The 22,687-nt window shown below is 37.5% G+C and carries 23 protein-coding genes; 13 read left to right on the top strand and 10 right to left on the bottom strand.

Annotated features, from left to right (window positions below):
- Positions 1–149 precede the first annotated feature (149 nt).
- The 4 genes from JL102_RS19960 to JL102_RS19975 all read left to right on the top strand — a co-directional run bounded on the left by JL102_RS19960 (position 150) and on the right by JL102_RS19975 (position 3,697).
- Positions 150–1,460, top strand: a complete 1,311-nt coding sequence (locus JL102_RS19960) for a hypothetical protein (protein ID WP_202246234.1) — start codon at positions 150–152, stop codon at positions 1,458–1,460.
- 90 nt (positions 1,461–1,550) lie between these two features.
- Positions 1,551–2,801: a metallophosphoesterase gene (locus tag JL102_RS19965; RefSeq protein ID WP_202246235.1), complete on the top strand. Its 1,251-nt coding sequence runs from the start codon at positions 1,551–1,553 to the stop codon at positions 2,799–2,801.
- A 73-nt stretch (positions 2,802–2,874) separates the two neighbouring features.
- Positions 2,875–3,222, top strand: a complete 348-nt coding sequence (locus JL102_RS19970; RefSeq protein ID WP_202246236.1) for a hypothetical protein — start codon at positions 2,875–2,877, stop codon at positions 3,220–3,222.
- 7 nt (positions 3,223–3,229) lie between these two features.
- Positions 3,230–3,697 carry a DinB family protein gene (locus tag JL102_RS19975; protein WP_202246237.1) on the top strand — a complete coding sequence of 156 codons (468 nt, stop codon included), beginning with the start codon at positions 3,230–3,232 and terminating at the stop codon, positions 3,695–3,697.
- Here the strand turns inward: JL102_RS19975 and JL102_RS24165 are convergent.
- The 3 genes from JL102_RS24165 to JL102_RS19990 all read right to left on the bottom strand — a co-directional run bounded on the left by JL102_RS24165 (position 3,672) and on the right by JL102_RS19990 (position 7,296).
- Positions 3,672–3,848, bottom strand: coding sequence for a cysteine peptidase family C39 domain-containing protein (locus tag JL102_RS24165; protein ID WP_202246238.1), 177 nt, complete (start codon positions 3,846–3,848; stop codon positions 3,672–3,674). The two genes, JL102_RS19975 and JL102_RS24165, sit on opposite strands and share 26 nt — an antisense overlap.
- Before the next feature lie 50 nt (positions 3,849–3,898).
- On the bottom strand, positions 3,899–6,274 hold the full coding sequence (locus JL102_RS19985) for an outer membrane beta-barrel family protein (protein WP_202246239.1): 2,376 nt from the start codon (positions 6,272–6,274) through the stop codon (positions 3,899–3,901).
- Positions 6,275–6,918: 644 nt separating this feature from the next.
- Positions 6,919–7,296: a winged helix-turn-helix transcriptional regulator gene (locus JL102_RS19990; protein WP_202246240.1), complete on the bottom strand. Its 378-nt coding sequence runs from the start codon at positions 7,294–7,296 to the stop codon at positions 6,919–6,921.
- Positions 7,297–7,402: 106 nt separating this feature from the next.
- Here JL102_RS19990 and JL102_RS19995 point away from each other — a divergent pair, with 106 nt between their 5' ends.
- From JL102_RS19995 to JL102_RS20005, 3 genes are all read left to right on the top strand, one after another.
- Entirely contained in the window at positions 7,403–7,960 is a 558-nt protein-coding gene (locus JL102_RS19995; protein ID WP_202246241.1) for an NAD(P)H-dependent oxidoreductase, read from the top strand.
- A gap of 188 nt (positions 7,961–8,148) precedes the next feature.
- Positions 8,149–8,361 (top strand): hypothetical protein, encoded by a 213-nt coding sequence (locus JL102_RS20000; RefSeq protein ID WP_202246242.1) that lies wholly within the window; start codon positions 8,149–8,151, stop codon positions 8,359–8,361.
- A gap of 122 nt (positions 8,362–8,483) precedes the next feature.
- Positions 8,484–8,714 (top strand): hypothetical protein, encoded by a 231-nt coding sequence (locus tag JL102_RS20005; protein ID WP_202246243.1) that lies wholly within the window; start codon positions 8,484–8,486, stop codon positions 8,712–8,714.
- Between the two features lie 70 nt (positions 8,715–8,784).
- Here the strand turns inward: JL102_RS20005 and JL102_RS20010 are convergent, their stop codons facing one another.
- The 4 genes from JL102_RS20010 to JL102_RS20025 all read right to left on the bottom strand — a co-directional run bounded on the left by JL102_RS20010 (position 8,785) and on the right by JL102_RS20025 (position 14,402).
- Complete coding sequence (locus tag JL102_RS20010) at positions 8,785–10,341, bottom strand: RNA-directed DNA polymerase (protein ID WP_202246244.1); 1,557 nt, start codon at positions 10,339–10,341, stop codon at positions 8,785–8,787.
- Between the two features lie 118 nt (positions 10,342–10,459).
- Positions 10,460–11,023: a pentapeptide repeat-containing protein gene (locus tag JL102_RS20015; RefSeq protein ID WP_202246245.1), complete on the bottom strand. Its 564-nt coding sequence runs from the start codon at positions 11,021–11,023 to the stop codon at positions 10,460–10,462.
- A gap of 29 nt (positions 11,024–11,052) precedes the next feature.
- Complete coding sequence (locus JL102_RS24050) at positions 11,053–11,964, bottom strand: AraC family transcriptional regulator (RefSeq protein WP_202246246.1); 912 nt, start codon at positions 11,962–11,964, stop codon at positions 11,053–11,055.
- A gap of 68 nt (positions 11,965–12,032) precedes the next feature.
- Positions 12,033–14,402: an ABC transporter permease gene (locus JL102_RS20025; RefSeq protein ID WP_202246247.1), complete on the bottom strand. Its 2,370-nt coding sequence runs from the start codon at positions 14,400–14,402 to the stop codon at positions 12,033–12,035.
- A 688-nt stretch (positions 14,403–15,090) separates the two neighbouring features.
- On the opposite strand from JL102_RS20025, the gene JL102_RS20030 reads away from it, so the two are divergent.
- The 6 genes from JL102_RS20030 to JL102_RS20055 all read left to right on the top strand — a co-directional run bounded on the left by JL102_RS20030 (position 15,091) and on the right by JL102_RS20055 (position 19,780).
- Positions 15,091–15,822, top strand: a complete 732-nt coding sequence (locus tag JL102_RS20030; protein ID WP_202246248.1) for a DUF4198 domain-containing protein — start codon at positions 15,091–15,093, stop codon at positions 15,820–15,822.
- Between the two features lie 6 nt (positions 15,823–15,828).
- Positions 15,829–16,158 (top strand): hypothetical protein, encoded by a 330-nt coding sequence (locus JL102_RS20035; RefSeq protein ID WP_202246249.1) that lies wholly within the window; start codon positions 15,829–15,831, stop codon positions 16,156–16,158.
- Positions 16,159–16,470, top strand: coding sequence for a hypothetical protein (locus JL102_RS20040; protein ID WP_202246250.1), 312 nt, complete (start codon positions 16,159–16,161; stop codon positions 16,468–16,470).
- Complete coding sequence (locus tag JL102_RS20045; protein WP_202246251.1) at positions 16,467–18,110, top strand: PepSY-associated TM helix domain-containing protein; 1,644 nt, start codon at positions 16,467–16,469, stop codon at positions 18,108–18,110. The genes JL102_RS20040 and JL102_RS20045 overlap by 4 nt, the downstream gene beginning before the upstream one ends.
- 29 nt (positions 18,111–18,139) lie before the next feature.
- Positions 18,140–18,697 carry a hypothetical protein gene (locus tag JL102_RS20050; protein ID WP_202246252.1) on the top strand — a complete coding sequence of 186 codons (558 nt, stop codon included), beginning with the start codon at positions 18,140–18,142 and terminating at the stop codon, positions 18,695–18,697.
- A gap of 333 nt (positions 18,698–19,030) precedes the next feature.
- Positions 19,031–19,780 carry a glucose 1-dehydrogenase gene (locus tag JL102_RS20055; protein ID WP_202246253.1) on the top strand — a complete coding sequence of 250 codons (750 nt, stop codon included), beginning with the start codon at positions 19,031–19,033 and terminating at the stop codon, positions 19,778–19,780.
- Between the two features lie 74 nt (positions 19,781–19,854).
- On the opposite strand, the gene JL102_RS20060 is transcribed toward JL102_RS20055, so the two are convergent.
- The 3 genes from JL102_RS20060 to JL102_RS20070 all read right to left on the bottom strand — a co-directional run bounded on the left by JL102_RS20060 (position 19,855) and on the right by JL102_RS20070 (position 22,682).
- Positions 19,855–20,949, bottom strand: a complete 1,095-nt coding sequence (locus JL102_RS20060; RefSeq protein ID WP_202246254.1) for an ATP-binding response regulator — start codon at positions 20,947–20,949, stop codon at positions 19,855–19,857.
- A 324-nt stretch (positions 20,950–21,273) separates the two neighbouring features.
- Positions 21,274–22,299: a potassium channel family protein gene (locus JL102_RS20065; RefSeq protein WP_202246255.1), complete on the bottom strand. Its 1,026-nt coding sequence runs from the start codon at positions 22,297–22,299 to the stop codon at positions 21,274–21,276.
- Positions 22,300–22,316: 17 nt separating this feature from the next.
- On the bottom strand, positions 22,317–22,682 hold the full coding sequence (locus JL102_RS20070; protein WP_202246256.1) for an S-adenosylmethionine decarboxylase: 366 nt from the start codon (positions 22,680–22,682) through the stop codon (positions 22,317–22,319).
- Positions 22,683–22,687: the final 5 nt, after the last annotated feature.

Here is a 22,687-nt window from a genome sequence, read left to right on the forward strand (position 1 = left end):
TAACCCGGCTTCTTTGGCTACCATAAAAGGCGTGATTAATTTCGGCACCAAGTACCACGTGGATAGATCAATCTCAAACCCGAATGTTTACGGCTACTCAGGAAAAGGCCTATTCTAAGTAGACAAAACATTTAATTAAACTAAACCAAATGAAAACACTGAAACGTACATCGTTATTCGGCAAGGCCATTATTGCCTTATATTTTACCTTATTTATGAGCTGTAAAGATCATATCATAGAAGAAATGACAGATGAAAAAGCTGCCGCAGAACAAGCTGCAGCCAGCAACACACAAGCCAGAACTTCAGCTGATGCCCTGGTAAAAAGATGGGCTCCCATTCATTATATGGATGTAGACGTGACCGGTACCTATGCCGAAAATGGCACGTCTGACTACATCACAGCCATTAATTATGATGGCGACTGGAATGCCGAAAACAACTGGGATAACTTATCTACCTACAGCAATGACCTTTATGCACATGTGTATTATTCAGTAGTAGAAACCTCCACCCACTGGTATATCATTTATGCTTTTTTCCACCCCAGAGATTGGACTGACATTGCCTTGCTCTATTACTTAGACCAGCATGAAAATGACTTAGAAGGAGTGCTTATGATGATAGAAAAGGACGGCAGCACTTACGGAGCCTTACGCGGAGCTGTTACGGTAAGCCATTCTGATTTCTTTTCTTTCACACCTTCCGGCAGCCCATTAACTAACGGGCATGAAAGTATAGATGGCTCCTTGCTGCTTGCTAGCTATAATGGAGAGATGCACCCCGTTACAGCTCAGGAAGCTAAAGGCCACGGGCTAAAAGCATGGCCTCAATACGATATCAATGGTGATGGTATTATTTATTATCCTTCTATGAATGATTTAGCCGAAAAACCTGCCGATGAATATGATAACCATGTAGAGTATAAGCTAGTCAATATATTTGAACCTAATGGCCTTTGGGCTCAGCGCAATAATACGGCCTTATTTTACAATTCTGGAGGAGGGTTTAAAGGCAACAACTTTAAAGATGGTGGAGCCAATGCGCCCTGGGCCTGGAATGATGGTAACGATGGCATTATTGAAGGAGGAGAAATGGCCACTGATCCAGCTAAGCTCTTTGACAACTACTTTGATGGCATTAACAACATTTCTCACTTATACATCAGTAACTTTTATAACCCTAATGGCGGTGGAGTAGCCACCCTATATGAAAACTGTAACTACAATGGCTATGCTGTAAGTTTGCCTGTAGGTGATTATACCCTGAGCGAACTAGAAAGTAGAGGCATCTCTAATGACGATGTATCTTCGTTAAGGGTAGAAAGTGGGTATAAAGCCATTTTATATTGGGATAACAACTTCTCTGGAAGCTCTTTAACCAAAACCACTAATGACGGATGCCTGGGCAACCAAGGATGGAATGACGAACTGAGCTCTATAAGAGTAATGCGCAATTAAATTTTTCAATTAATAAAAAAGTATGGAGTTTCATAAAACTTACCTTTACAAAAGATGTAGAAAAGTTTTATGAAACTCCCTTATTTTAACATGAACAGATCAAATGTATTCACACTCATTTTTATAGCAATAGCTGGATGCCTTTGCATTTATTGCTCTTCTCCCAAAAAGGAACTATCGAATGCAAAACTATTAAGAAGCCCTTATTTGCAATGTGCCTTTAAAGATAGCCTTACCATACTATGGAGAACAGACAGTGGGGAAGTTTGCCATGTAGAATACAGATCTTCAAAGCAAGAACAGTGGAAAAAAACCACCGGTACCACCCGCACTACAAACACTGAAGTAATTGAAAATGAAGTAGTAATACACGGACTCGTACCTAATAAGAAATATGAATATAAAATTTTCACGAACCAAAAGGAGCTACTGCAAAATGAAAGCTTATGGTTCCGCTCTCCTTTAACCAAAAAAGATACAGCTTTCACCTTTTTTGCAGTGGGCGATATAGGTGAACCTGTAGATAAAGGTGGCACGCCCGATGTGCTGGCTAAAGCCTTGGAGCCTCATGTGGATTCATTAGATTTTGGCCTGTTATTAGGCGATATCGTTTATCCTGACGGCTCCAGCCAACGTTATGACAAAAACCTTTTTCAATATTTCACTAAAGTGTTTCCTTACGTGCCTACTTACGCCTTGCTGGGCAACCACGATTGGCAGCTACCTGATGACTTCACTAAAGAATGGAAACTCCCTCACAACGAGCATTATTACAGCTTTGAATATGGAAAAACCCATTTCATAGGCCTCGATTCTAAGGTTGGAGACTTTTATGATTATGAAAAACAAGTAGAATGGCTTAAAAATGATTTAAAAAACCGAGCGAAAGACACCGAATGGACCATTGTTTTTCTACATCACAACGGCAAATCGTGCACTTATAAAAAAGATTATGATCATGTGGTAGCTCTATATCCCGTTTTTGAAGAAGCAAAGGTAGACCTGGTCTTGAACGGCCATGCCCATACCTACGAACGCCTTAACCCTATGAACAGCCAAGGCGACCCCATACAGGAATATATTGGCAAAACAGAAGCTTATCATAACCCGAAGGGTTTTATAAGCATTACTGTGGGTAGCGGAGGCAAACTAAGAGGCATAGGCTCTGACCCTAAACCCTTTACACCAGATCCCGAGCACTGCCGACACCCGAATCTGGTAGCTAAAGCCAATCATCTATGGGCTTATCTACAGCTGAGCATAGAAGGCCGCACTTTAAAGGCTAAGGCCATTGGCTCCGAAAAAGGTGATATTGTAGATGAGTTTACTATTGAAAAATAAGGCTTTTAAAATAATGTAATTGGATAATGACATCAGACCGTTTAATTTGGCATACTAAAAGAATAAACCCTCTATGCAAACGGCGATTTTCACGTTACTAGGCACCATTTTAGGTGGTCTGATATCCTATTTCCTGCAAAGGCAAAAGTTCTCTCATGACTTAAAGATAAGGCGCGAAGCGGATAAGACCGATTTTATGGCCGAAACCACCGCCCGACATTTCCTAAGCCACAAATCATACACAGATCGTTCATTTGATACTTTAAAAAAACGATTAGGTGGTTTTGATGACGACGAGCTGAGAAAAATCCTGGTTCGTGCCGGAGCCATAAGAGACATACGCCATGACGGCACAGAATGGTGGCGCCTACTCTCCAGAATGGATGAGTATATAGAGAAAAAGAAGGCAGAAAAGGAATAGAAATAAAATGAACCCTACCGAACTCATAGTTCTTAATCTCACTGAGATAAGAAGAAAAAGCATACAGATATGGAAGAGTCTTCCTGACAGTTATTATAACTGGCGACCTGACGTAAATGCGATGAGTGCTATTGAAATGATCAGACACGTTTTAGAAGCAGATTATGGATGGAATATTATCATCAATCAAGGAGATATGACCAACTACAAAACTCCATGGGAAAACAGGCCATTTATTAGTGTGGAGGATGAAGTTAAATTTGCAGAACCTTATAGAGAAAATTTATTAAATAGTGTTCGTAAATTTTCAGAAACCGAATTAAATGAATCTCAAATTATTCACCCGGGAAATGGTGAAAATAAAATACTCGGAAAATACTTATTGCGAATTGGTTATCACGAATCTGTACACGCAGGACAGTTTTTATCCTATTTAAGAGCCATGAACATCAACCGGCCACCAATATGGGACTAGACAAGGAAGTATTGGCGGCTATCTTTTCCTCTATAATTTTGAGATTTATATTTGTTAACCCAAAAGCACAGTAACACTCAGTTATCATCTTAATACAGGCTAGCCCACAGTCCGATGAGTCGTGCTGCATAGCCAAATTCACGTATCTCATTAGTACAATCAAAATTTACTTTGTGGATAATTAATATCACTGCAATTTCATTAAAGCCTATTCCTCTCTTCTTCGTTACTTAAACGCTTCTGCGTGTTTTTCAATTTTCTATTGCCAAACCTATAACTAGCAGAAAATTTCAAACGTCTATTGTCATAATAATTGTTGTACTTTTGACTCAAGCCATTAACCACACTGTTTATAGTCCTTCTGTCTGTCTTGAAAATATCTGTTACCACCAGTGCCAGTTGTAAATCTTTATTTAAGCACAAGGATTTAAAAGCAATATCAGCAGCATAACTTTCAGTAATTTTATCAATGCCGCTCACACCTGGAGCAGAATACCAAAAATTCAATTCTCCTAGTAAAGTGTGATTAGCATTTAAATAAAAGGAATTATCTAACTCTAGATAAAAATTAAACCCTTCCTGCTCGGCCCTAGTATTTGCCAAGTCTGACTTTATTTTGGTGTAGTTCAAATCATATTGCCAGTAAGTTTCAATCCATTTAAACCCGAACGTATGAGATTGCGACCAGCCAATACTGTATTCCTGCAAAAAATTTCTCATTACAGTAGCCTGAATATTGTTATCACTATTGGCCAATGTTATCTGATCGCTGCCGTCATCAGTTAATGATATATAAAGTGCGGTACTGAGGTTGTCTTTATACAAGTGAGACAGTTCAAAATTATCAACAAAAGAAGGTTGAAGAAAAGGATTGCCTTCCGTGTAAGAATAAGGGTTTGAATACCAGCGAAAAGGATTTAATTTAGAATAACCAGGCCTACTTATGCGCTTGCCATAGTCAAAGGAAAATGAGTGCACATCGTTAGCATTAAAAGTAACATATGCTGTAGGGAAAAGCTTATAGTAATTATTTTCATTTACCTTGCTAAGGGTTAATGAATTTCCTTCCGTCTGAGTAAATTCTATGCGCAGTCCGAGTTTAAAATCCCATTTATTAATAGATTTACTGGCACTAGTATAAAGGGCCTCTGTATTTTCATTATATTCAAAGATGTTAGATTGAGCCTCATCTTCAACCATCACATGCCTAATCATTTTATAAGCACTTAAATCACTCCTGTTTTTAATAAACGATAGCTTGCCTCCAAACCCTAAAGCAGCAAAACCAGTAGGCCACTCCACATCAACCCTGGAGGTAAATGACTCCAAATCCAAATGAGAAACGTTCTGAAAAGTTTCAGAATTGATCGGATCAGCATTTTCTATTAAGGTACGGGTAGTGAAAGTTCTATTTAGATCTGTACTATAGACCAGATAATCTAAATCAATGGCTACTTTACGACCGGAGGAATCTAAATTAGCTATGAAATGACCATTAAAATCATGATAATAATTATCATTATCAGAATAAGCCTTTGTTTGTAATAAGGAATCAATAGTTTGATCAGAAGCTAATACCTTAGTTTCAGTATTCTCCCCATCATCTGGTCTACTTACTGCTCCCATGTATTGAACCCCGAAAGTAATATGGTTGCTCAGATCATAATCTGCTCCCGCTCTACCAGAAATCTGCTTTCTATAGTATCGTATATCAGTTTCCGTATTCCAATTTTGATCAGGAAACATTATTTCGTTATCCTCATCTGCATGAATAGAACCATCTGAACCTTCAATATTAAAAAATGTGGCCCACTTATTTTTTTGATAAGTAAGGTCACCTCCAAGATTAAACGTAGAATAGGTAGACTTTTGATAAGTAGACCTGACCAGACCACTGAAATAGTCTATTTTAGCCTTTTTGAGCACAATATTAATAAGACCACTGTTACCTTCTGCCTCATACTTAGCCGGAGGATTAGTAATTACCTCAATTTTTGTAATATTATCTGAGGTTAAAGTATGGAGATAGTTAGAAAGATCTTCACCTGTTAGAGGAGACATGCGGCCGTTAACCAAGACTCTCACCCCTTTTCTTCCAATTATTTCTACTTCATCTTGCTGTATACGAACGCCTGGAGTTTTCTTTAAAACATCAATAGCATCTCCACCCACTGAGGCTATACTATTTCGCACCTCAAAAACCAGTCTATCTACTTCTTTGTGAATAGAAGGCCTCTTGGCCAGTATTTCAATCCCCTCTAATTGCGTCTTCTCTTCAGAAAGCACTATGGTTCCTAAATTGGCAGATTTGGCTGGAGCAATCTTTTTATGCCAGGTTATGTAGCCCACAAAGCTTATTGTGAGATCAAAACTATCGGCATTTTTCAACTTTAATATGAAATCCCCCTTTTCATCAGTAACAGTACCAACTATTAAGGCACTATCCGCTTGCTGTGCAATCACATTGGCAAAAGCAACGGGTTTATTCAGAGAATCCACTACATTTCCGTAATACGTTTGAGCACATATCTGATGAGACAAAAAAACAGAAAGAATAAAAACTAGCAGGTGTCTCATAAATTTATGATTACAAAATTCCTGAACTAAGTGTATCTATACTCATCCAATGCCTATATCTTAAAATTGAATATTATTTACCTTATCTGGAGCAAAAGCGCATCTAGGATCAGGGTAATCCCAATTTTCTTTACCATAGGCCTTAATAATATCAACCCAGCACTTGTTAACATCTGTATGACAGGATTCAAAATTATTGCACCTTTTACACAAACTAGAGTCTGACATGAAAGATCTCCAATAATAAAATCCTCATTCCAATATAACTGCTCACAAATGGTGATCTGGCCATCTGGCATGATGAATAAAATGCCGGACCCACATCATTTGATTCATATTTTCATACGAGAATAGTGAATAATTATGATAATTAAAATAGGTTAAACTTATTTTTTATTAAAAAAAGATAATAAAATCATAGCTCTACGGAACCCATTTTTCACTGAATATGATAATCCTAATTCAGGGTTATCAATAATTTAGTAGAAGGCTGACATACTGAAATAAATGGACGTAAAACGCGAAAACTATATCAGAAGATTAGAAGCATGAACACTCACCACAGTTTTTCCTTTACCTGTGTCATCTACATCCTTAAATTAAAACCCTTTTAAACTGTAGAATCACAAAAAAAATTATACCCATTATACACGGTTGGTTACGAACTCACCCTTTTCAGCCACAACCTTGTTGCCCCAAGCGGTAATAGCCTCCAATACAGGCGCAAAGCTTTTACCAAAATCCGTTAGACTATAAACAACTTTGATCGGAGGTTTCTGACCATATACCTTCCTCGATACCAAACCATCCTTTTCTAGTTGCTTTAGCTGCAAGCTTAATGTCATTTCTGTTATAGAAGGAATTTCTTTACGCAATTCGCTGTACCTCTTCGAACCATCCTTTAAATGGTATAGAATCACAGCTTTCCACTTCCCTCCTACTAAATCCATTGTAAGACTTACTGTACAAGGGTAAACTTTCCCCTTAAGCTCTACAAAATCACCAACACATTCTTCTTTCATAGTCATTTTTTCAGCACCTATCCATTTTGATAGTTATTGCAATATACATAAACTAAAACTAGGTTAGCAACTAAAATAATTATAGTATAAAACAGATCTTAAAAACATGGCATTAATCATATTGGCGCACCCTAATTACGATCAGTCGTTGGCGAACAAAACCATTATAAATGAGCTACAAAAAAGCGATTTAGATATTGAAATCAGGAACCTGAAAGACTTATATCCTGATTATAAAATAGAAGCTCATGCAGAACAGCAGGCACTATTGAGACATGAAAATATCATTTTTCAATATCCTTTTTACTGGTATAGTATGCCGGCCATTTTGAAGCACTGGTTTGATGTAGTTTTTGAGCATCAATTTGCTTATGGATCTCAGGGAGATAAGTTAAAAGGAAAAAACTTCATACCCAGCTTTACTGTCGGTTCATCAGAAAGTAGCTATACGGCACTGGGCTTTCAGCATTTCCGAGTGCATGAGTTCTGCAAACCTTTAGAACAAACGGCTTATCACTCCCAAATGAACTATATTGACCCTATCTATTTCCATGGTACATCGGTGGCCGCTGGCTATAAGGAAGAAGATATTAAAAGCAAGGCAAAACAACACTCAAAAAAATTAATAAAACTATTAGAATCAGGAGAAAAACAGGTAGCATAATTTATTCACATAATACACCTCTCTCAGAGTGGCACCATAGCAGCGAAATCATTGACACGGTTAGACCGAAACAGCCAAGCCCAATAAAACAATCGCTTGGCTGAAGGCAAATGACTGCTGAGGCTACCCCTCATAGGACTGAAGTTTGCAGCAAAATTTACTGTAAAAATACTTTAAAGTAAAAACTAATGAGTCAAGTCGAATCAAACACCTCATCTGTAAAAAATGCTGCAAAAGGATTCTTTCATTCCTTTCGAGAATTAACCACTTGGAAGCCAGGGGATAATTTCTTAACTAAAACAGGGAAAGTGCTCCTACATATTGTGGGTATTTTCCTTCTCATTGCCCTAAGCCCTGTTCTTTTATTTTCTCTTATTGTAGCCTTTTTAATAGCATTATGATCAAGAGATTTCTCCATTATAGCTTTTTGGTGCCACTTATAATCTTTCTGAGTCATCAGTTGCTCGAGGGCATTTTTAAAATTAGCGTCCCCTTCATTGATTATTACGTGGATCCATTTTGCATGAGTGCACTCGCCCTACACCTACTGGCGGCAGAGCGATATTGGTTTTTCGATCAATATATGCATAGCATTGACATCATTATTACCACTGTTTTTTTAGCAATCGTATCCGAGGTATTATTTCCATATCTGTCTGATCGATTCGTAGCAGACGTTTTAGATGTATTAGCTATTATTCTTGGTTCTTTATGGTATGTAATTACCAGACCGCATTCTCATATGCCCGAATAAGGCACAAGTGGACACTTGCGCCAGGTTTTATAAACTTTGGAACAGTTTGGGGGCTATGATTATAGATGCTCTATTCATTCCTCGGTATATCAAAGGTTTTTATTGCAGCATTAGAATCGAAAAACGTTATGCCAGCTACACTGAGTGATTCATATCCAGGCCGTTTGGCTGCTGCTATCCATTTCTTAACTTCTACAGCCTCATAATACAGCAACCAATCTGTGGGGCCTTCTAGCTCAATCAAATCCTTGATCTCTTCTAATTGATCAGATGTTAACCCGTCATCTGCAATATAGCCATGATTATTAAGGTCCAGCAACATAAGTATAGAAAAATTATCTGCTGAATCGATTAGTTTTTCAACAAATGAACTTGACAGTTCAAGCTTAAACTGTTTATAGATCCACAAAGCCCATAGCGTTTCATAATGATGATTGAAATCACTATGATATTCTAAAAGCCTCCTTAATGTTGTTTCTAGCTTATCTGTTGATACAAATCTTCTATAAGTTTCAAAGATTCGGGAAGCAATTTCCAAAATTGATGGTTCAATCAAAATAGACTTTAAAAGTAGTGATTCAAATACAAGCCACCTTTTTTCATCAATTTCCGTAGAGCGTTTCTCAAAGGTTCTAAGTGCATAACTAAATATTGTACCAGACTTTTCAGGATTTTGCTTAGCCAATCCAAATAAAACACTAAAATACTGCTTTATATTACTTGTATTCAATTTGGTAAATGAAACATCATGAATTTCCTTAATCCACTGATTTTGAAAAGCAAAAGGAAATTTTTGAACCTTTAGCTTACTCTCATTAATTGATAATTGCAAATCAGCAAGTACTTGCTGCAAATACTTTAGTACCTTTTGAGCCATTTCCTCCGTCTCTAAATAGATATTGTAATCATCAAAATATCGGAATGCTTTTACCTTTGGAAATTCACTCTCTAATAAATCATCTAAATAAACTGCGATGATTTCCGATAAAATATGAGAAGTATCTGGCCCTATTGGAATTCCCACCGACTGATTATCTTGAGCGTACCGAGTATAGTTATCAAGTTTATCACCAAAATCATAAATTGGAAAATCTGGTTCGGTTGTCTTGCTTTTTTTTAGCCTCCACAGCTGTTTGGCTCTATCTTTTCCAAGGAGTGCCCACACGAATGAATGAGAGTATATTGAAGGATAGAACTTGGATATATCCAATTGGAGTTCATAGAGCATGTCAAAACTGTCTATGATAATCTTTTCTTTTGAATTATCAAGCCGATCATAGTTTGTTTTAATTGCTCTATTACTCTTACTTAAAACATATTGCCCTGCTTTTTCATTTTCAATAACTTGACTGTGAGAAAATCTACTCTTTGAATAATGCCTCTTAAGAATACTCCAATTTCTAGTTTCGCAAAGATGTCTCGAAAGTTGAATGTAGTTAGAGGGGTGCGGTAAACTCAAGAGTCTTCGTGAATATTGACCTTTTGGAATTGAAAATTCAATGCATTTATTTGTTTCAAAGTTTAGACCAGTAATTCTCTCATAATTCTCTCCAAATGATACTGATGTAAAACATGGGGGAAGCTCTTTAAATAGATAACCATATGAAAGTAGACGTTTAATATCCATTTATTAGTAATTAGTACTTGCTATGCTTATCAAAGCATGCAAGCATCCAGAAAGCCATATTAAAATTCGCATAAACTTAAGTTAATAAAATTAAATATTTAAAACATAAAAAACCTCATCACTTCACTACAATCCCATATTTAAATAGCAGTCCGGCTAGTTCTGATTGGGAGAATTGTGCTTTTTTCAGTCTGTTATTTTCGGGGTCTATCAAAAAATTGAAGGAGGTACTTAAGTCGGCCTTTTCCAGGTTAGTTCTGTCAAAGGTGGCTCCGGCGAAATCACATTCATAAAAAAGGCTTTCTGACAAGTCTGCTTCTACCAGGTCTACCTCGTGCATAGAGCAGCGTACCAGCCGGGTTTTCTTCAGCGACTTTTTATAAAAAGAGGAGAAATTTAAAATACAATCTTCAAAAGCCACTTCAAAAAGGAAGTCATTACACTCATCAAAGTGAGCACCTATAAGCTTGCAGTTTTTAAACCGCACTTCGCGCATGGCACTATCAGCAATTTTTATATTGCTCAGGTCGCAACCGTCAAATTCACAATCTACAAAGGTAATTCTACTCAGATCAGCTCCTGCAAATGAACACTGATGGAAACTACACTCTTCATATTCTATGGCTTCAAGGCCTGCAGTAAAATCTTCCTTATTAAAACTCTCCTCTTGAATGGTATTCATTTATATCTATTACTTATTGTTTATTATGCTTAACTCACAAAAACACATAACTCCAGCAAGCATTTTCGCTCCGGGTGCTCCTGCCAATTACTATGATAAATTTCAAAACACGGTCTTTCTGCCACCTGATATTCATTGGCATTAAGCCACATAAACATGCTGGTCCAGACTTTTTCCAATTCATCTACTACCAGCTCCACCTTAGCTGCCACGCATTTTCCGCCTTCAAAATCCATTTTGAGCACCTCTCCTTCCTGTTCTATTTCCTCATTCAAAGTAATAGCCGCACTAAACCGGGCATTTTCTTCAGGGGTAATTTTCAAACTATCATGATATATCAGCATCAGTTTAGTGCTGGGAAAATCTAGCACATTTCGTTTATCTGCCCATGATAAAAGCTTGCTAAAACTATCGCCTATATTATTACAATCACCAATATGACTAACATAAGCCAATAGCTCTTTTTCTCTATCCAGCAGCCGTATGTCGGCCGCATTAATAAACCACTTCAATTGTTCTTCCATACGGTAAAGGTAAGCTTCAAAAGAAAGGGGCTCTTGTCCGATCTTGCTATGATCCATTTTGGCATATCTATCCGGACTGGCCTCTCTAAATTGTGAGGGACTTACGCCATAATGCTTTTTAAAAGCCTTAGAAAAGGCAGCATTATCAGCAAAGCCCACCTCATATGCAATACCTGTAATAGAAGTATGAGAACGCATGAGTAGAGCGGCAGCTTTCTCCATTCGGCGTCGCTTTACATAGGCCAAAAAAGGCTCCTGGGTGAGCGCTTTGAAAATACGGTGGAAATGAAAAGGAGAATAGCATACCTGGGCGGCCATCTCATCAAGCGTAAGTGTTTCTGATAAATGATCATCAATAAACTGGAGGGCTTTTGCAAGGCGCGAAAGGTGCTGATTTATCTGATCATTCTGCTTCACGCCTTTAAATTAAAATTTAGTTTCAAGGGAGACAAATAGTGCTCCTTGAAACTAAATTTCTGATTATTCTACTCACTCCTCAACGACTTCACAGGATTAGACCGGGCGGCTCCCCAGGCCTGGTTAGCCACAATAATAACGGCAAAAGAAAGGGCTATAAAGCCTGTAAGCGGAAATACCCACCAGTCTATATTGGTACGAATAGGGTATCGATCTAAGTAAGAATTGAGAAGCCACCAAGCCAGCGGAGCTGAAATTATAAATGAAATAATTACCAATCTGCTAAATTCACTGGAAATAAGCGCTACCAAACTACCTACCGAGGCCCCCAGTACTTTTCTTATGCCTATTTCTTTGGTGCGCTGTTCTGCGGTAAAACTAGCCAGACCGAACAGTCCTAAACCAGTAATAATAATGGCCAGGGTAGCGAATATACCCGCTAACCTACTGGTAAGGTTGATAGTGGTGAATTTCTTAGCAAAATCTTCATCTACAAACCTATACTCAAACGGATAGGCAGGATTATATTTCTCAAACACACCCTGCACCTGGGCTAATGAGGCCTTTAAGTCATCTGTTTTGTTTAGCCTTACTGTAACCAGATTATCACTCCAATTGCGATCTATAACAATAAACATTGGCTTGATCGGGTCATATGGAGACCCCATAAGGGTATTATCCACCACTCCTATCAGGGTACGTTTCTCACCCCAAAGGTCAAGCTGTGTGCCGATAGGATCTTCCAACCCCATAATGTCCAATGCGGCTTTATTAATGACTATTGCTGAAGAATCACTTTTAAAATCTTCCGAAAAATCCCGTCCTTCAAGCACTTTTATGCCCATGGTTTTGGTATAATCATAATCCGCTGCAATGGTGGTAAAAATCACCCTTAACTCTTCTGGTTTTCCAGGCCAGCTCAAAAAGTTATTAGATGTAATAGAAGTGATGGAGCTATTGGATTTGGTTACAGACTCTACCACCCCAGAGTTTAGCAGCTCCAATTTCAAAGGTCTATAATTTTTGATCATTCCATTATTCATAGGAATAGTCAGTAAATTTTCCTGATTATAACCTAAATCACGACTCTGCACTAACTGTATCTGTTTATAAATTACAGCGGTGCCTATGATCAGTAAAATGGCAAAACCAAACTGCAGTGTGACCAATACTTTCCTAGGTGTACTACCATTTTTACCCACCTTCACTTTACCTTTTAGCACTTTTACAGGCTGAAAAGAAGAAAGATAAAACGCAGGATAGCTCCCAGCCACTATGCCTACCAATAAAATGAACGCTATGGCAGCTGTCCAAAACTCACCTGAGAGATAATCTATAAAAAGCTCTTTTTCTACCAATTGGTTATATAAAGGAAGAATCAGCTGAGCCAGCAATATGGCCAGCACAAAGGAGATAAGAGTAATAAATATAGATTCACCTATAAACTGAAGTACTAATTCCATTTTTCCGGAACCAACACTTTTTCTTACGCCCACTTCCTTAGCTCTGCGTTCAGATCTTGCCGTAGCCAGGTTCATAAAGTTAATACAGGCTATAAGCAATATAAATACAGCTATAATGGTAAAGAGCTTCACATAATCGTTCATACCTCCCTTAGCCACACCATTTTCAAAATTAGAATTGAGTCGCCAGTCAGCCATAGGATGTAAAAATAATGATCTCGGCATATCCTCCTGTCCATTTTCTGTTAGCAAAGGAGCTACAGCTTCATTAGCCGTTAGCTCATGGTCTGCATCGTCCAGCTCCAAGAAAACCTGAAAAGAGTAATTCCCCCAGTTGTCTTCATTTTCTTCCACCCATGGCTCAATGATCCGCTTAAACTTCCATGGGTATAGATATTCAAATTCAAAGGAAGAGTTATCGGGGATGTCTTTAAGTATTCCGGTAACTTTTAATTCATGTTCATCATCAATACGCACGAGCTTGCCCATAGGCTCCTCATCTCCAAATAATGACTGAGCCAAAGACTCTGTTATTACTATAGAATAAGGCTCATCCAGCACGGTAGAGGCATCTCCTTGTAATAATGGATATTCAAACATTTCCAAAAACTCTTCACTCACGGCATGTCCATCTTTATTAAAGCGGGTATCTTTCCAGCTTAGCAAATGAGTAGCTCCCCAGCTAGTAACGGCAGAATTAACAATATTAGCCTGCCGATCTTTAACAGCCTCATAAGTGGGCAATGGTATAGACCTCCAACTATTGATCTTACCATCAAATTCAGCATGAACCCAAACCTGGTATAGCCTGTCATGCTTAGGAATAAACTTATCGAAAGAAGTTTCATGTTTTACCCACAGTAAAATAAGGACACTGCAGGCAATACCAATAGCCAGACCTGTAATGTTGATAAATGAATAAACACGATTTTTTAAGAGGTTGCGAATAGTGACTAGTAAGTAGTTTTTGAGCATCGTAGTTGATTTTTAAGGTTTACTCAAGGTTTCAGAAATGGTGACGCCATTATGAAAACCCATGATCAGCCAAAAGACCAGCCTCAAAATAAAAGGTTGCACAAAGCCCCACATACCTTATATTTTATATGAATTTCGGCAGAAAACCCAATATAACATATATTAAACCTAAAAAATTAGCTCATCAGAGAAAAAGTGAGATTTATATTTTCTCCAATCACTTATCTAGTCCAGCTGTCAGCATCAAGCAGACTTAAAAGGATATTTCAATCCAAATCATGAAAACTCCGCTATTCTACCCTAGTACGAGCTTGATAATTTTATGATCAAACTCAAAGAGAAAATTAAACAGATGTTTACTACTTAAAATTAGTCTAAATAGTTGCTCTTATCTTAGATCTAACATACATTTGCCTCTGTTTAGAATGAGTTTAAATAAAAATAATATTTCGGTAAATTGAGGCTTTGCCTTGAAACTTACATTCACCATCAACCAACTGATAATTGTTAAACTGTGCTTAGTGCTTTAAAATTTCAACGAACCGATTGAAGGCATTTATTTACGAAGAAGGAGCGGAAATCACATCTGCTGCGGAGGTATTCGGAATCTTTGACCTTAAATCTTAATTCATCTTTAGCAACTTTCACAACCTGCAATTAACTTCATAGGTTATTTTACTATTTTAATATGAAAGCATACAACCTAATACTTTTATTCTTACTCCTCACCTCCAAAGCCACCTTCGCCCATTATTTATGGATAGAAACCAGCGAAACGGGCAAAAAAGGCGAAGAACAGACTATAAAAGTTCATTATGGAGAATACACTTATGGTGTAGTGGAAGATCCTAATGGAGAAAACTTTGCGGCAGTTAAAGATTTTGAGCTGTGGGTAATAGCTCCTTCAGGAAAAAAACAGCCTATAAAAACCACTATAAAAAAAAATGCCTTTGTGGGTTCTTTTACTCCTAAGGAAAATGGCGTTTATACGGTAGCGCTAAACAATAAAGAAATTGATGTAATAGATTATACTCAATATGATTTTGGCATTTTCAGAACACACTATCACTCTACAGCCAAGGTAATTGTGGGCAGCGAAGTAAAAAGCTCGGCCACTACCAATGACTCTGGCCTGACCATAGTAAATGCCAGCACCGAAAAAGCTAAAGCAAACGCAGAAGTATCACTGCAGGTTTTATATAAAGGCGAACCTGTTAGCGAACAAGAAGTAGACATTTACATTGCAGACTTATGGAGCAAAAAACTTACTACTAACGAAAAAGGAATAGTAACCTTTAAGCTTCCCTGGGCCACCAAATACACTGTAGAAACCACTAGAAAAGAAGAAACTCCTGGCACTTACAAGGGCAAAGACTATGAGTTTATCTGGCATTGTGCCACTTATTGTATTCCTTTATAAGTGAATATGATTACGCTAAGCATAATATTAACTTTCATTGGTTTTTGGTGCTTCTACCAAAACTCTAACCGCGCAGAACTATCAAAACCAAACGGCTTTGAAAAATGGTTGCGCGGCCATAAGGAACAAAGCTATATTTCCGGATTATTTGCCTTAGTATTAGGTTTTGTATTCTGCCTTTTCTCCTTTGGAGTAACTTCTGGCATATTCACTTACATACTTACGCTCACGGTAATAGCCAGCTTAAGCATTATTCTTGGCCCTTTGGGGTATGTAAACCGCTGGACCATCAGCATTTTTTTAGTTACAGCATTAATTTTTGAAACTGCCTTCTAAATGCCTGCCAACAAAAAATATCTCAACCCTTCATTCCACCAAAGGTTCGCTAAAATCACTGCGGGTTTCATTGGCGGTTTTTTAATCACCAGCCTTCTATTTCTGATATTCGCCTTACTTACAGACCATGTGGCTATTTTAATCACCTTGAAATTTGCCGGTTTTATAGTATGGTGCACACTCATGATTCTCCCCTTTCTTTTTGAAAATGGCTGGAAAGCATGGGCCTTTTATTTCATCGCCTTACTCGTGCTAGGAGCTACCTTCTATTTTTTAAAGTCAACATCACCTGAATTATTATCTGCCTTATGAGTAATCGTATATATAACGTATTGTTTCATACTCATACCATAAGCGGACTGGTAATTAGCGTAGCACTCTTTGTTATTTTCTTTGCTGGCTCCATCAGCTTTTTCAGAGATGATATTGTGAACTGGGAGAGACAACAGCCCATTGTTAATAACACACAAATGGATGTGGACTTTGATACTATGATGGATTCCATCGCCGCGTCTACACCACTTTATGGCAGAGATATAACCCTTAGCCAAATTCATCAGGAAAGAAGGGTGATGGTATCAATTACACCATCAAAAGATACCACCGCAGAAGAAGCCGCCCAAGCCAGAGCCTTCTTCTATCAAGATCCTGCCACACAAAAAAGCTATAGCTACTTTCAAGATATTACACTGGGAGAGTTTATCTACCGACTACATTTCTTTGCACAGATTCCATACCCTTATGGCTATACTCTCGCTGGAATAGTGGCTTTCTTTTTCCTTTTTGCCATTGTTACCGGAGTAATCGTTCATTGGAAAAAAATCATCAGCAATTTCTACCTGTTCAGACCCAGGGCCAAGCTCAAGACTGTATGGACAGATGCGCACACCGCTTTAGGGTTAATAGGCCTCCCTTTTCAATTTATATATGCCGTTACCGGAGCCACACTTATTATAGGTTCCACTATCATGCTCAGCACTGCTACCTCCTTTTTCTATGATGGAAATAGTCAGGCTATGTATAAAGACTTATCTACAGATGTAGCGGCATTACCATTCACCAACAACCCCATGACTTTCAAAGGATCATTTAATAATATGATCGCTGAGGCAGAAAGCCAATGGGAAGATGTATATGCCAACAAGGTAGTAATTCAGAACTACGGAGATGCGAACATGCAGGTGGCCGTAGATGTGAAGCCTATCAATAAAAAGCAATTTTCAGGATTGGGACAAGTAGCGTTCAAAGCCAGTAATGGCCAAATCGTTTTTAAAAGAACCCCTTACGGCGAAACACCTTACATAGCCAGCGTACAGGATTTTCTGATAAAACTACATTATGGCAATTTTGGAGGCTACGCCCTCAAAGTCATCTATTTCTTCTTTGGCATAATCACCTGCTTTGTTATTATCTCCGGAGTATTGATATGGGTAGAAGCTCGTGATAAAAAGAGTAATACAGTTTTTAAAAGAAAAGCGAATAAATGGGTAGCTAGTATTTTTCTGGCCATCTCACTAAGCATGTATCCGGTCACGGTGATTAGCTTTTTGGCCATTAAACTATTTAAAAATGTAAATGATCCTGCCCCGCATTTATTTATTTATAAAGTATACTTTCTGAGCTGGCTAGTATTATCTGTTTTATTCTCCATTAAAAAGAATAACTATTTCACTAACAAATGGTGCCTGATCTCTGGTAGTATTTTAGGTTTTATGGTACCGATAGCCAACGGCATAGTTACGGGAGATTGGCTTTGGACTACCTTTAATGAGCAGCAAATACAAATATTTGTGGTAGATGCCTTTTGGTTGATCACTTCAATAGTTACCCTTATCATCTGCTTCAAATTGAAGCCAGGAAAAAATAAAACGGCCACCGCAACCGAAAGTACCACGAAAAAAGATAAGCCTAAAAAACAGTTTAAGTCAAAAGTGAAAGCGAAAGCTGTTTAATTTTCAGATCAAGCCTTTATTTTGCCATTATGAGATTAGATGAAGAGCATACTTTTAAGGCAAAGCATAGTAATATTAAACTGGTTGCTACTCATTTGGATGAACCCCATCCCGGACACATGATATGGAAATTTCATTTCTATATTAATAATGATTTAGTTCAAAACCCATGTTTAAATTATAAGTGGGGTGGTTTATATCCTGATTTAGACCATTTCGAAATGGAATCAGAAAATGGAAGGTTTATTTACTTACCAGTAGAAAAAACACTTCTCTATGATGTGATAAAAAATCAATTCATAGCATTAGAAGATAAAGTGGACTCTAAAAACAACCTATTTGTGATGAATAAATTTTCAGAAGGACGCTTAATCATTATCCACCAACGCGGCTTTCAAGTTATTCAATTGCAGAACATGCACACTTTAAATGTCCTTTTCCCAAATGGCGTCTATCACTTACAAGAGGGATACTACATTGATGATATTTTGGTTATTAAATATAAAGACTTAACTGATTATAAGGAATACACCAAAAGGTATGACTTCAATAAAATGGCCTTTGAGGAATCATATGGTGTACAATAAAGGTTCTCAGCTTGTACTAGACATATAAATTAAGAATAAGCTCTCCCCTCATGTTAAAATGCCTGCATGAGGAGTTGTACATACCTCACAATACATCTTCCTCTGTACATATAAACACCTTATTTATAGAAATATGAAGCAATCTTTTCATAAATAGATTCCTAAAAACTACAACGCCTTACTTTAATACCACCAAAACAAACCCAACAAACTGATTAACAATATTTTGAGTGAATATTCAAATAAACCTCTCATGATTAATAAACCTATAATTTTCCATTTTTAAGCTATCTATTATTCCCCCACCTTGGGCTTTTATCACAACTCATTAATATGAACAGATTAGACGGAAAAGTAGCTTTAATTACTGGGGGAAACAGTGGCATTGGTCTTGCAACGGCCAGAGTATTTGTACAGCATGGAGCCAAAGTCGCTATCACCGGTCGGCGAGAAAAAGCTTTAGATGAAGCCATGAAGCTCATTGGAGGTAATGCCATTTCTATATTAGCGGATGCTTCAAAAATATCAGACAACAAAAAAGCCATTGAACAGACTGTAGAAGCCTTCGGAAACATCGACATCCTCTTCCTAAATGCAGGAATAGCCAAGTTTGTACCTATAAGCAGTATATCAGAAGAGCATTTTGATGAGCACTTTAATACCAATGTAAAAGGACCTTTTTTTACTATAAAAGAAGCTCTCCCTTATATGAATAATGGCAGCACTATTATAACTAATACTTCAGTAGCAGGAAGAAAGGGGTATGTAGGTACAAGTGTCTATGCCGCTAGTAAGGCAGCCTTGCGCTCTTTGAGCAGAGTACTGGCTAATGAACTAGCAGAAAAGAACATCCGAACTATGAGTATCGCCCCCGGCCCTGTTACCACAGATATATTTAGTAAAATGAAACTCAGCAACGAAGAGTTTGATATAATGGAGCGGCAATTTATAAATCAGGTACCTCTTGGACGCTTCGGATCTTGCGATGAAATAGCAGAAACCGTTCTCTTTATGGCCTCTGATGCTGCCTCTTATATTAATGGTATAGAGCTTAACGTAGATGGAGGTATGAGCCAAATATAAAAAACACATCCAAATCCGGCTACAAGCCGGATTTGGATGGTTCATTGAGCGATTAATAGAGAGACTATAAGAAATTAACTATATTGAGGTAGCAATAACTGGATAGTAGTACCTTCTTTCAACTCACTGGTAATCCGCATTTCGCCTCCTATTTCATCTAATAATTCTTTAACAATATATAAACCTATACCTACGGTCTTATAATCAGTATCTGCACTATAAAAAACATCAAAAACCTTAGGAATGACCGTTTTTTCTATACCTATACCATTATCTTCAATTTCAAGAATAAGATACTCACTCTGTCTTACAGCAGTAAGTTTCATACGATTCAACTTCTTAGATGAATCCTTAAAGAGCATACTATTTCTGAAAATATGCCTCAATATCACCTTAAGCACCTTTACATCTCCCTTCCAAGTTAGTTCTTCAGAAATATTATTTACCAGCACCACATCAAAAAATCGGCTCTCAAGAAGCTCGAACCATACATTTGTAGTCAGTAATCTGAGGTTAATTACATTGCTTTCGACTTCAGCAAGCTTCAACTCGGCCATTTCTTTAATGCAATGACTCACATAACGCATTTGCTGAGTTTGCGACTTAATTTCTCTATAATGAAAATTTCTATACTTAGTGCAAAGAGACTCCTTCTGCATTAAGTTGGTCATTCCATCGATAGATTTAATTTTATCGTTCAGGTATTTCGTGAATTTTAAGGCAAATGAATTATTATCCACCTTGGGCTTAGAGATAGCCTCAGCAGTAAGATTTTTCACTCCACTGCTCACCCAGCTCTTATGCTTTTTTAGTGCTTGCTTTACCACATCTGGCAAAAGATCAAGATCTTTTTTAAGAACGTAGTTATCTACTCCCAGTGAAAGTAGTGACTTAGCTGTATCTTCTGGCAGTGTACCTGTGACCACCAAAAACGGAACACTCTTTCTTTCTTTTTGACAAATCTGCAATGCATCCATGCTGCTAAAACTTGCCATAGCATGGTCTGAAATAATCAAATTAGGATTTGATTCATGAAGGGCGTCCAGGAACTCATCCCTAGTATCGACACAGTGTAACGAACAAGGAATGTGATTCTTTTTCAGAATCCGTTCCATTAAATAGAAGTCATCCTTAGAGTCTTCTATTACGAGAATATTTATAGTTTCCATGACCCATTGTAGTTAGTAGTAGCGTATAAATACAAAACTATTTCTTTATTAAAATAATTTCCATAGGTACATACACGTATTTAATGCAACTATAAATTATTTTAATTAAAATTAAGAATAAATAGAGTCATAATAAGCTGATTACCAACGCATTGAGAATTGAAGCCAAAAAAAAAGACCATGGATAAAAGCCTGATTTTGGAGTTCAGGCTAGCGAAATTAAATTATGATTTTTGTCAGGATTCCTATTCATCAACCACAAACAGCTCTTGATCAATGCCTTAACTATAAAAGACGAAATTGAAGTAATATAAATGCTTTCTATCACTCCCCTTCCTTCACCCCGAAAATAGTCTCGAGTTTAGGCTTAGTGTTACCATCTGAAATAAGAATTAGATAATCTCCTGCGCTAATCATCTGGCCTTTACTAGGGTTTTTAATAATTTTCCCATGGCTGACCATACCAATGGCTACCGCATTAAACTTCTCTTTGAGTTCATGAAAGGCATCCATATACTCTGCACCAGCCAGCTTATTATCTTTCAAAATTCTATATTGTTGAATGTCAGAATCAAAGCCTGAAATACTAGTAGTAATAAGATCTTCTGTATAAGAAGCCACAAATGGCTCAAAAATATAGCTAGCCACCAGGCGAGAGGCTACTTCACTCTGTGAAATTACGTAGCGAATTCCCGCATTTACAAAAGTATCTTTGAGTTCTGGATTAATACAGGTAACTACGATATTGCTATTAGGATAGGCCTTCTTCAAGTTAAGTACAAATACCAGAGTTTTAGTATCTTCCTCAAAGTTCACATATACGCCTTTGGATTTTTTAATATTGACCTTGTCGTAAGCTTCCATATTATAATAATCAGCAAAAAGACAGAAACAATTATCTCCCGGAAACACATCTTTTATAAGGTCCACATCTGCTTTTGAGTTAACCACAAAGGCAACTTTATGACCAGAATTAAATATTTGTTCTGCCACTTGCCTCCCAAAGGAGTTCCAGCCAATTATAATATAATGTCCGTCAAAGTCTGTACCCCAGAAACCATATTTTTTCTTTTCCATATACTGATTAAATTTACTGGTGATCTCGCCTATTACATAACCTAATACGCCTATACTTCCTATTATTACAATCAATCCCACTACCTTCCCGATAGGCGTAACAGGATAAAAATCTCCATACCCTACCGTAGTAAGCGTAACTATGGCATACCAAAATGCATCTGAAATACTCTTAATATTAGCATCTGGAGACTGCTTCTCCACCACTCCGATCAGGCAAATAACACCGATGTAGGCGAGTGACGCTAAAATATAGTATTTCCATTTTTTCATGTATTTTTATTTTTTTATCATGAGTCTCCGGGACTACTCTCAGTCATTTCTGGTGTTTCCCATTTGATTTCGAAATCCATAAGCCCAACTTGCTCTCTAAACAGGTTCGTCTTATCCTTATTACAGCCACTGAGTTCTATATAACACCATCCGTTTTGAGGAAAAGTATGAATAGCCAAGTGTGATTCAGCCAAAAGCCAAATAGCTGTGTAGCCCTGAACTGGGAAAAAATATTCAGAAAAATTTAGCACATGAAATTCGGTGCTGCTCAGCAACTTATCAAAAGTTTCTTTTAAATATTCAGGCTCTATGGTTTTTATCCATAACCGAAGGCTATAGATATGCGCCGTTACTGACTTATGCTGTGGTGTAATGTGCTCCATATCTT

This window comes from Fulvivirga sediminis (assembly GCF_016757215.1).
Classification (GTDB): Bacteria; Bacteroidota; Bacteroidia; order Cytophagales; family Cyclobacteriaceae; genus Fulvivirga; species Fulvivirga sediminis.

Coding starts and splice junctions, on each gene's coding strand:
- JL102_RS19960 (WP_202246234.1), top strand. CDS start 150: ATGAAAACACTGAAACGTACATCGTTATTCGGCAAGGCCATTATTGCC.
- JL102_RS19965 (WP_202246235.1), top strand. CDS start 1,551: ATGAACAGATCAAATGTATTCACACTCATTTTTATAGCAATAGCTGGA.
- JL102_RS19970 (WP_202246236.1), top strand. CDS start 2,875: ATGCAAACGGCGATTTTCACGTTACTAGGCACCATTTTAGGTGGTCTG.
- JL102_RS19975 (WP_202246237.1), top strand. CDS start 3,230: ATGAACCCTACCGAACTCATAGTTCTTAATCTCACTGAGATAAGAAGA.
- JL102_RS24165 (WP_202246238.1), bottom strand. CDS start 3,848: ATGAGATACGTGAATTTGGCTATGCAGCACGACTCATCGGACTGTGGG.
- JL102_RS19985 (WP_202246239.1), bottom strand. CDS start 6,274: ATGAGACACCTGCTAGTTTTTATTCTTTCTGTTTTTTTGTCTCATCAG.
- JL102_RS19990 (WP_202246240.1), bottom strand. CDS start 7,296: ATGAAAGAAGAATGTGTTGGTGATTTTGTAGAGCTTAAGGGGAAAGTT.
- JL102_RS19995 (WP_202246241.1), top strand. CDS start 7,403: ATGGCATTAATCATATTGGCGCACCCTAATTACGATCAGTCGTTGGCG.
- JL102_RS20000 (WP_202246242.1), top strand. CDS start 8,149: ATGAGTCAAGTCGAATCAAACACCTCATCTGTAAAAAATGCTGCAAAA.
- JL102_RS20005 (WP_202246243.1), top strand. CDS start 8,484: ATGAGTGCACTCGCCCTACACCTACTGGCGGCAGAGCGATATTGGTTT.
- JL102_RS20010 (WP_202246244.1), bottom strand. CDS start 10,341: ATGGATATTAAACGTCTACTTTCATATGGTTATCTATTTAAAGAGCTT.
- JL102_RS20015 (WP_202246245.1), bottom strand. CDS start 11,023: ATGAATACCATTCAAGAGGAGAGTTTTAATAAGGAAGATTTTACTGCA.
- JL102_RS20025 (WP_202246247.1), bottom strand. CDS start 14,402: ATGCTCAAAAACTACTTACTAGTCACTATTCGCAACCTCTTAAAAAAT.
- JL102_RS20030 (WP_202246248.1), top strand. CDS start 15,091: ATGAAAGCATACAACCTAATACTTTTATTCTTACTCCTCACCTCCAAA.
- JL102_RS20035 (WP_202246249.1), top strand. CDS start 15,829: ATGATTACGCTAAGCATAATATTAACTTTCATTGGTTTTTGGTGCTTC.
- JL102_RS20040 (WP_202246250.1), top strand. CDS start 16,159: ATGCCTGCCAACAAAAAATATCTCAACCCTTCATTCCACCAAAGGTTC.
- JL102_RS20045 (WP_202246251.1), top strand. CDS start 16,467: ATGAGTAATCGTATATATAACGTATTGTTTCATACTCATACCATAAGC.
- JL102_RS20050 (WP_202246252.1), top strand. CDS start 18,140: ATGAGATTAGATGAAGAGCATACTTTTAAGGCAAAGCATAGTAATATT.
- JL102_RS20055 (WP_202246253.1), top strand. CDS start 19,031: ATGAACAGATTAGACGGAAAAGTAGCTTTAATTACTGGGGGAAACAGT.
- JL102_RS20060 (WP_202246254.1), bottom strand. CDS start 20,949: ATGGAAACTATAAATATTCTCGTAATAGAAGACTCTAAGGATGACTTC.
- JL102_RS20065 (WP_202246255.1), bottom strand. CDS start 22,299: ATGAAAAAATGGAAATACTATATTTTAGCGTCACTCGCCTACATCGGT.
- JL102_RS20070 (WP_202246256.1), bottom strand. CDS start 22,682: ATGGAGCACATTACACCACAGCATAAGTCAGTAACGGCGCATATCTAT.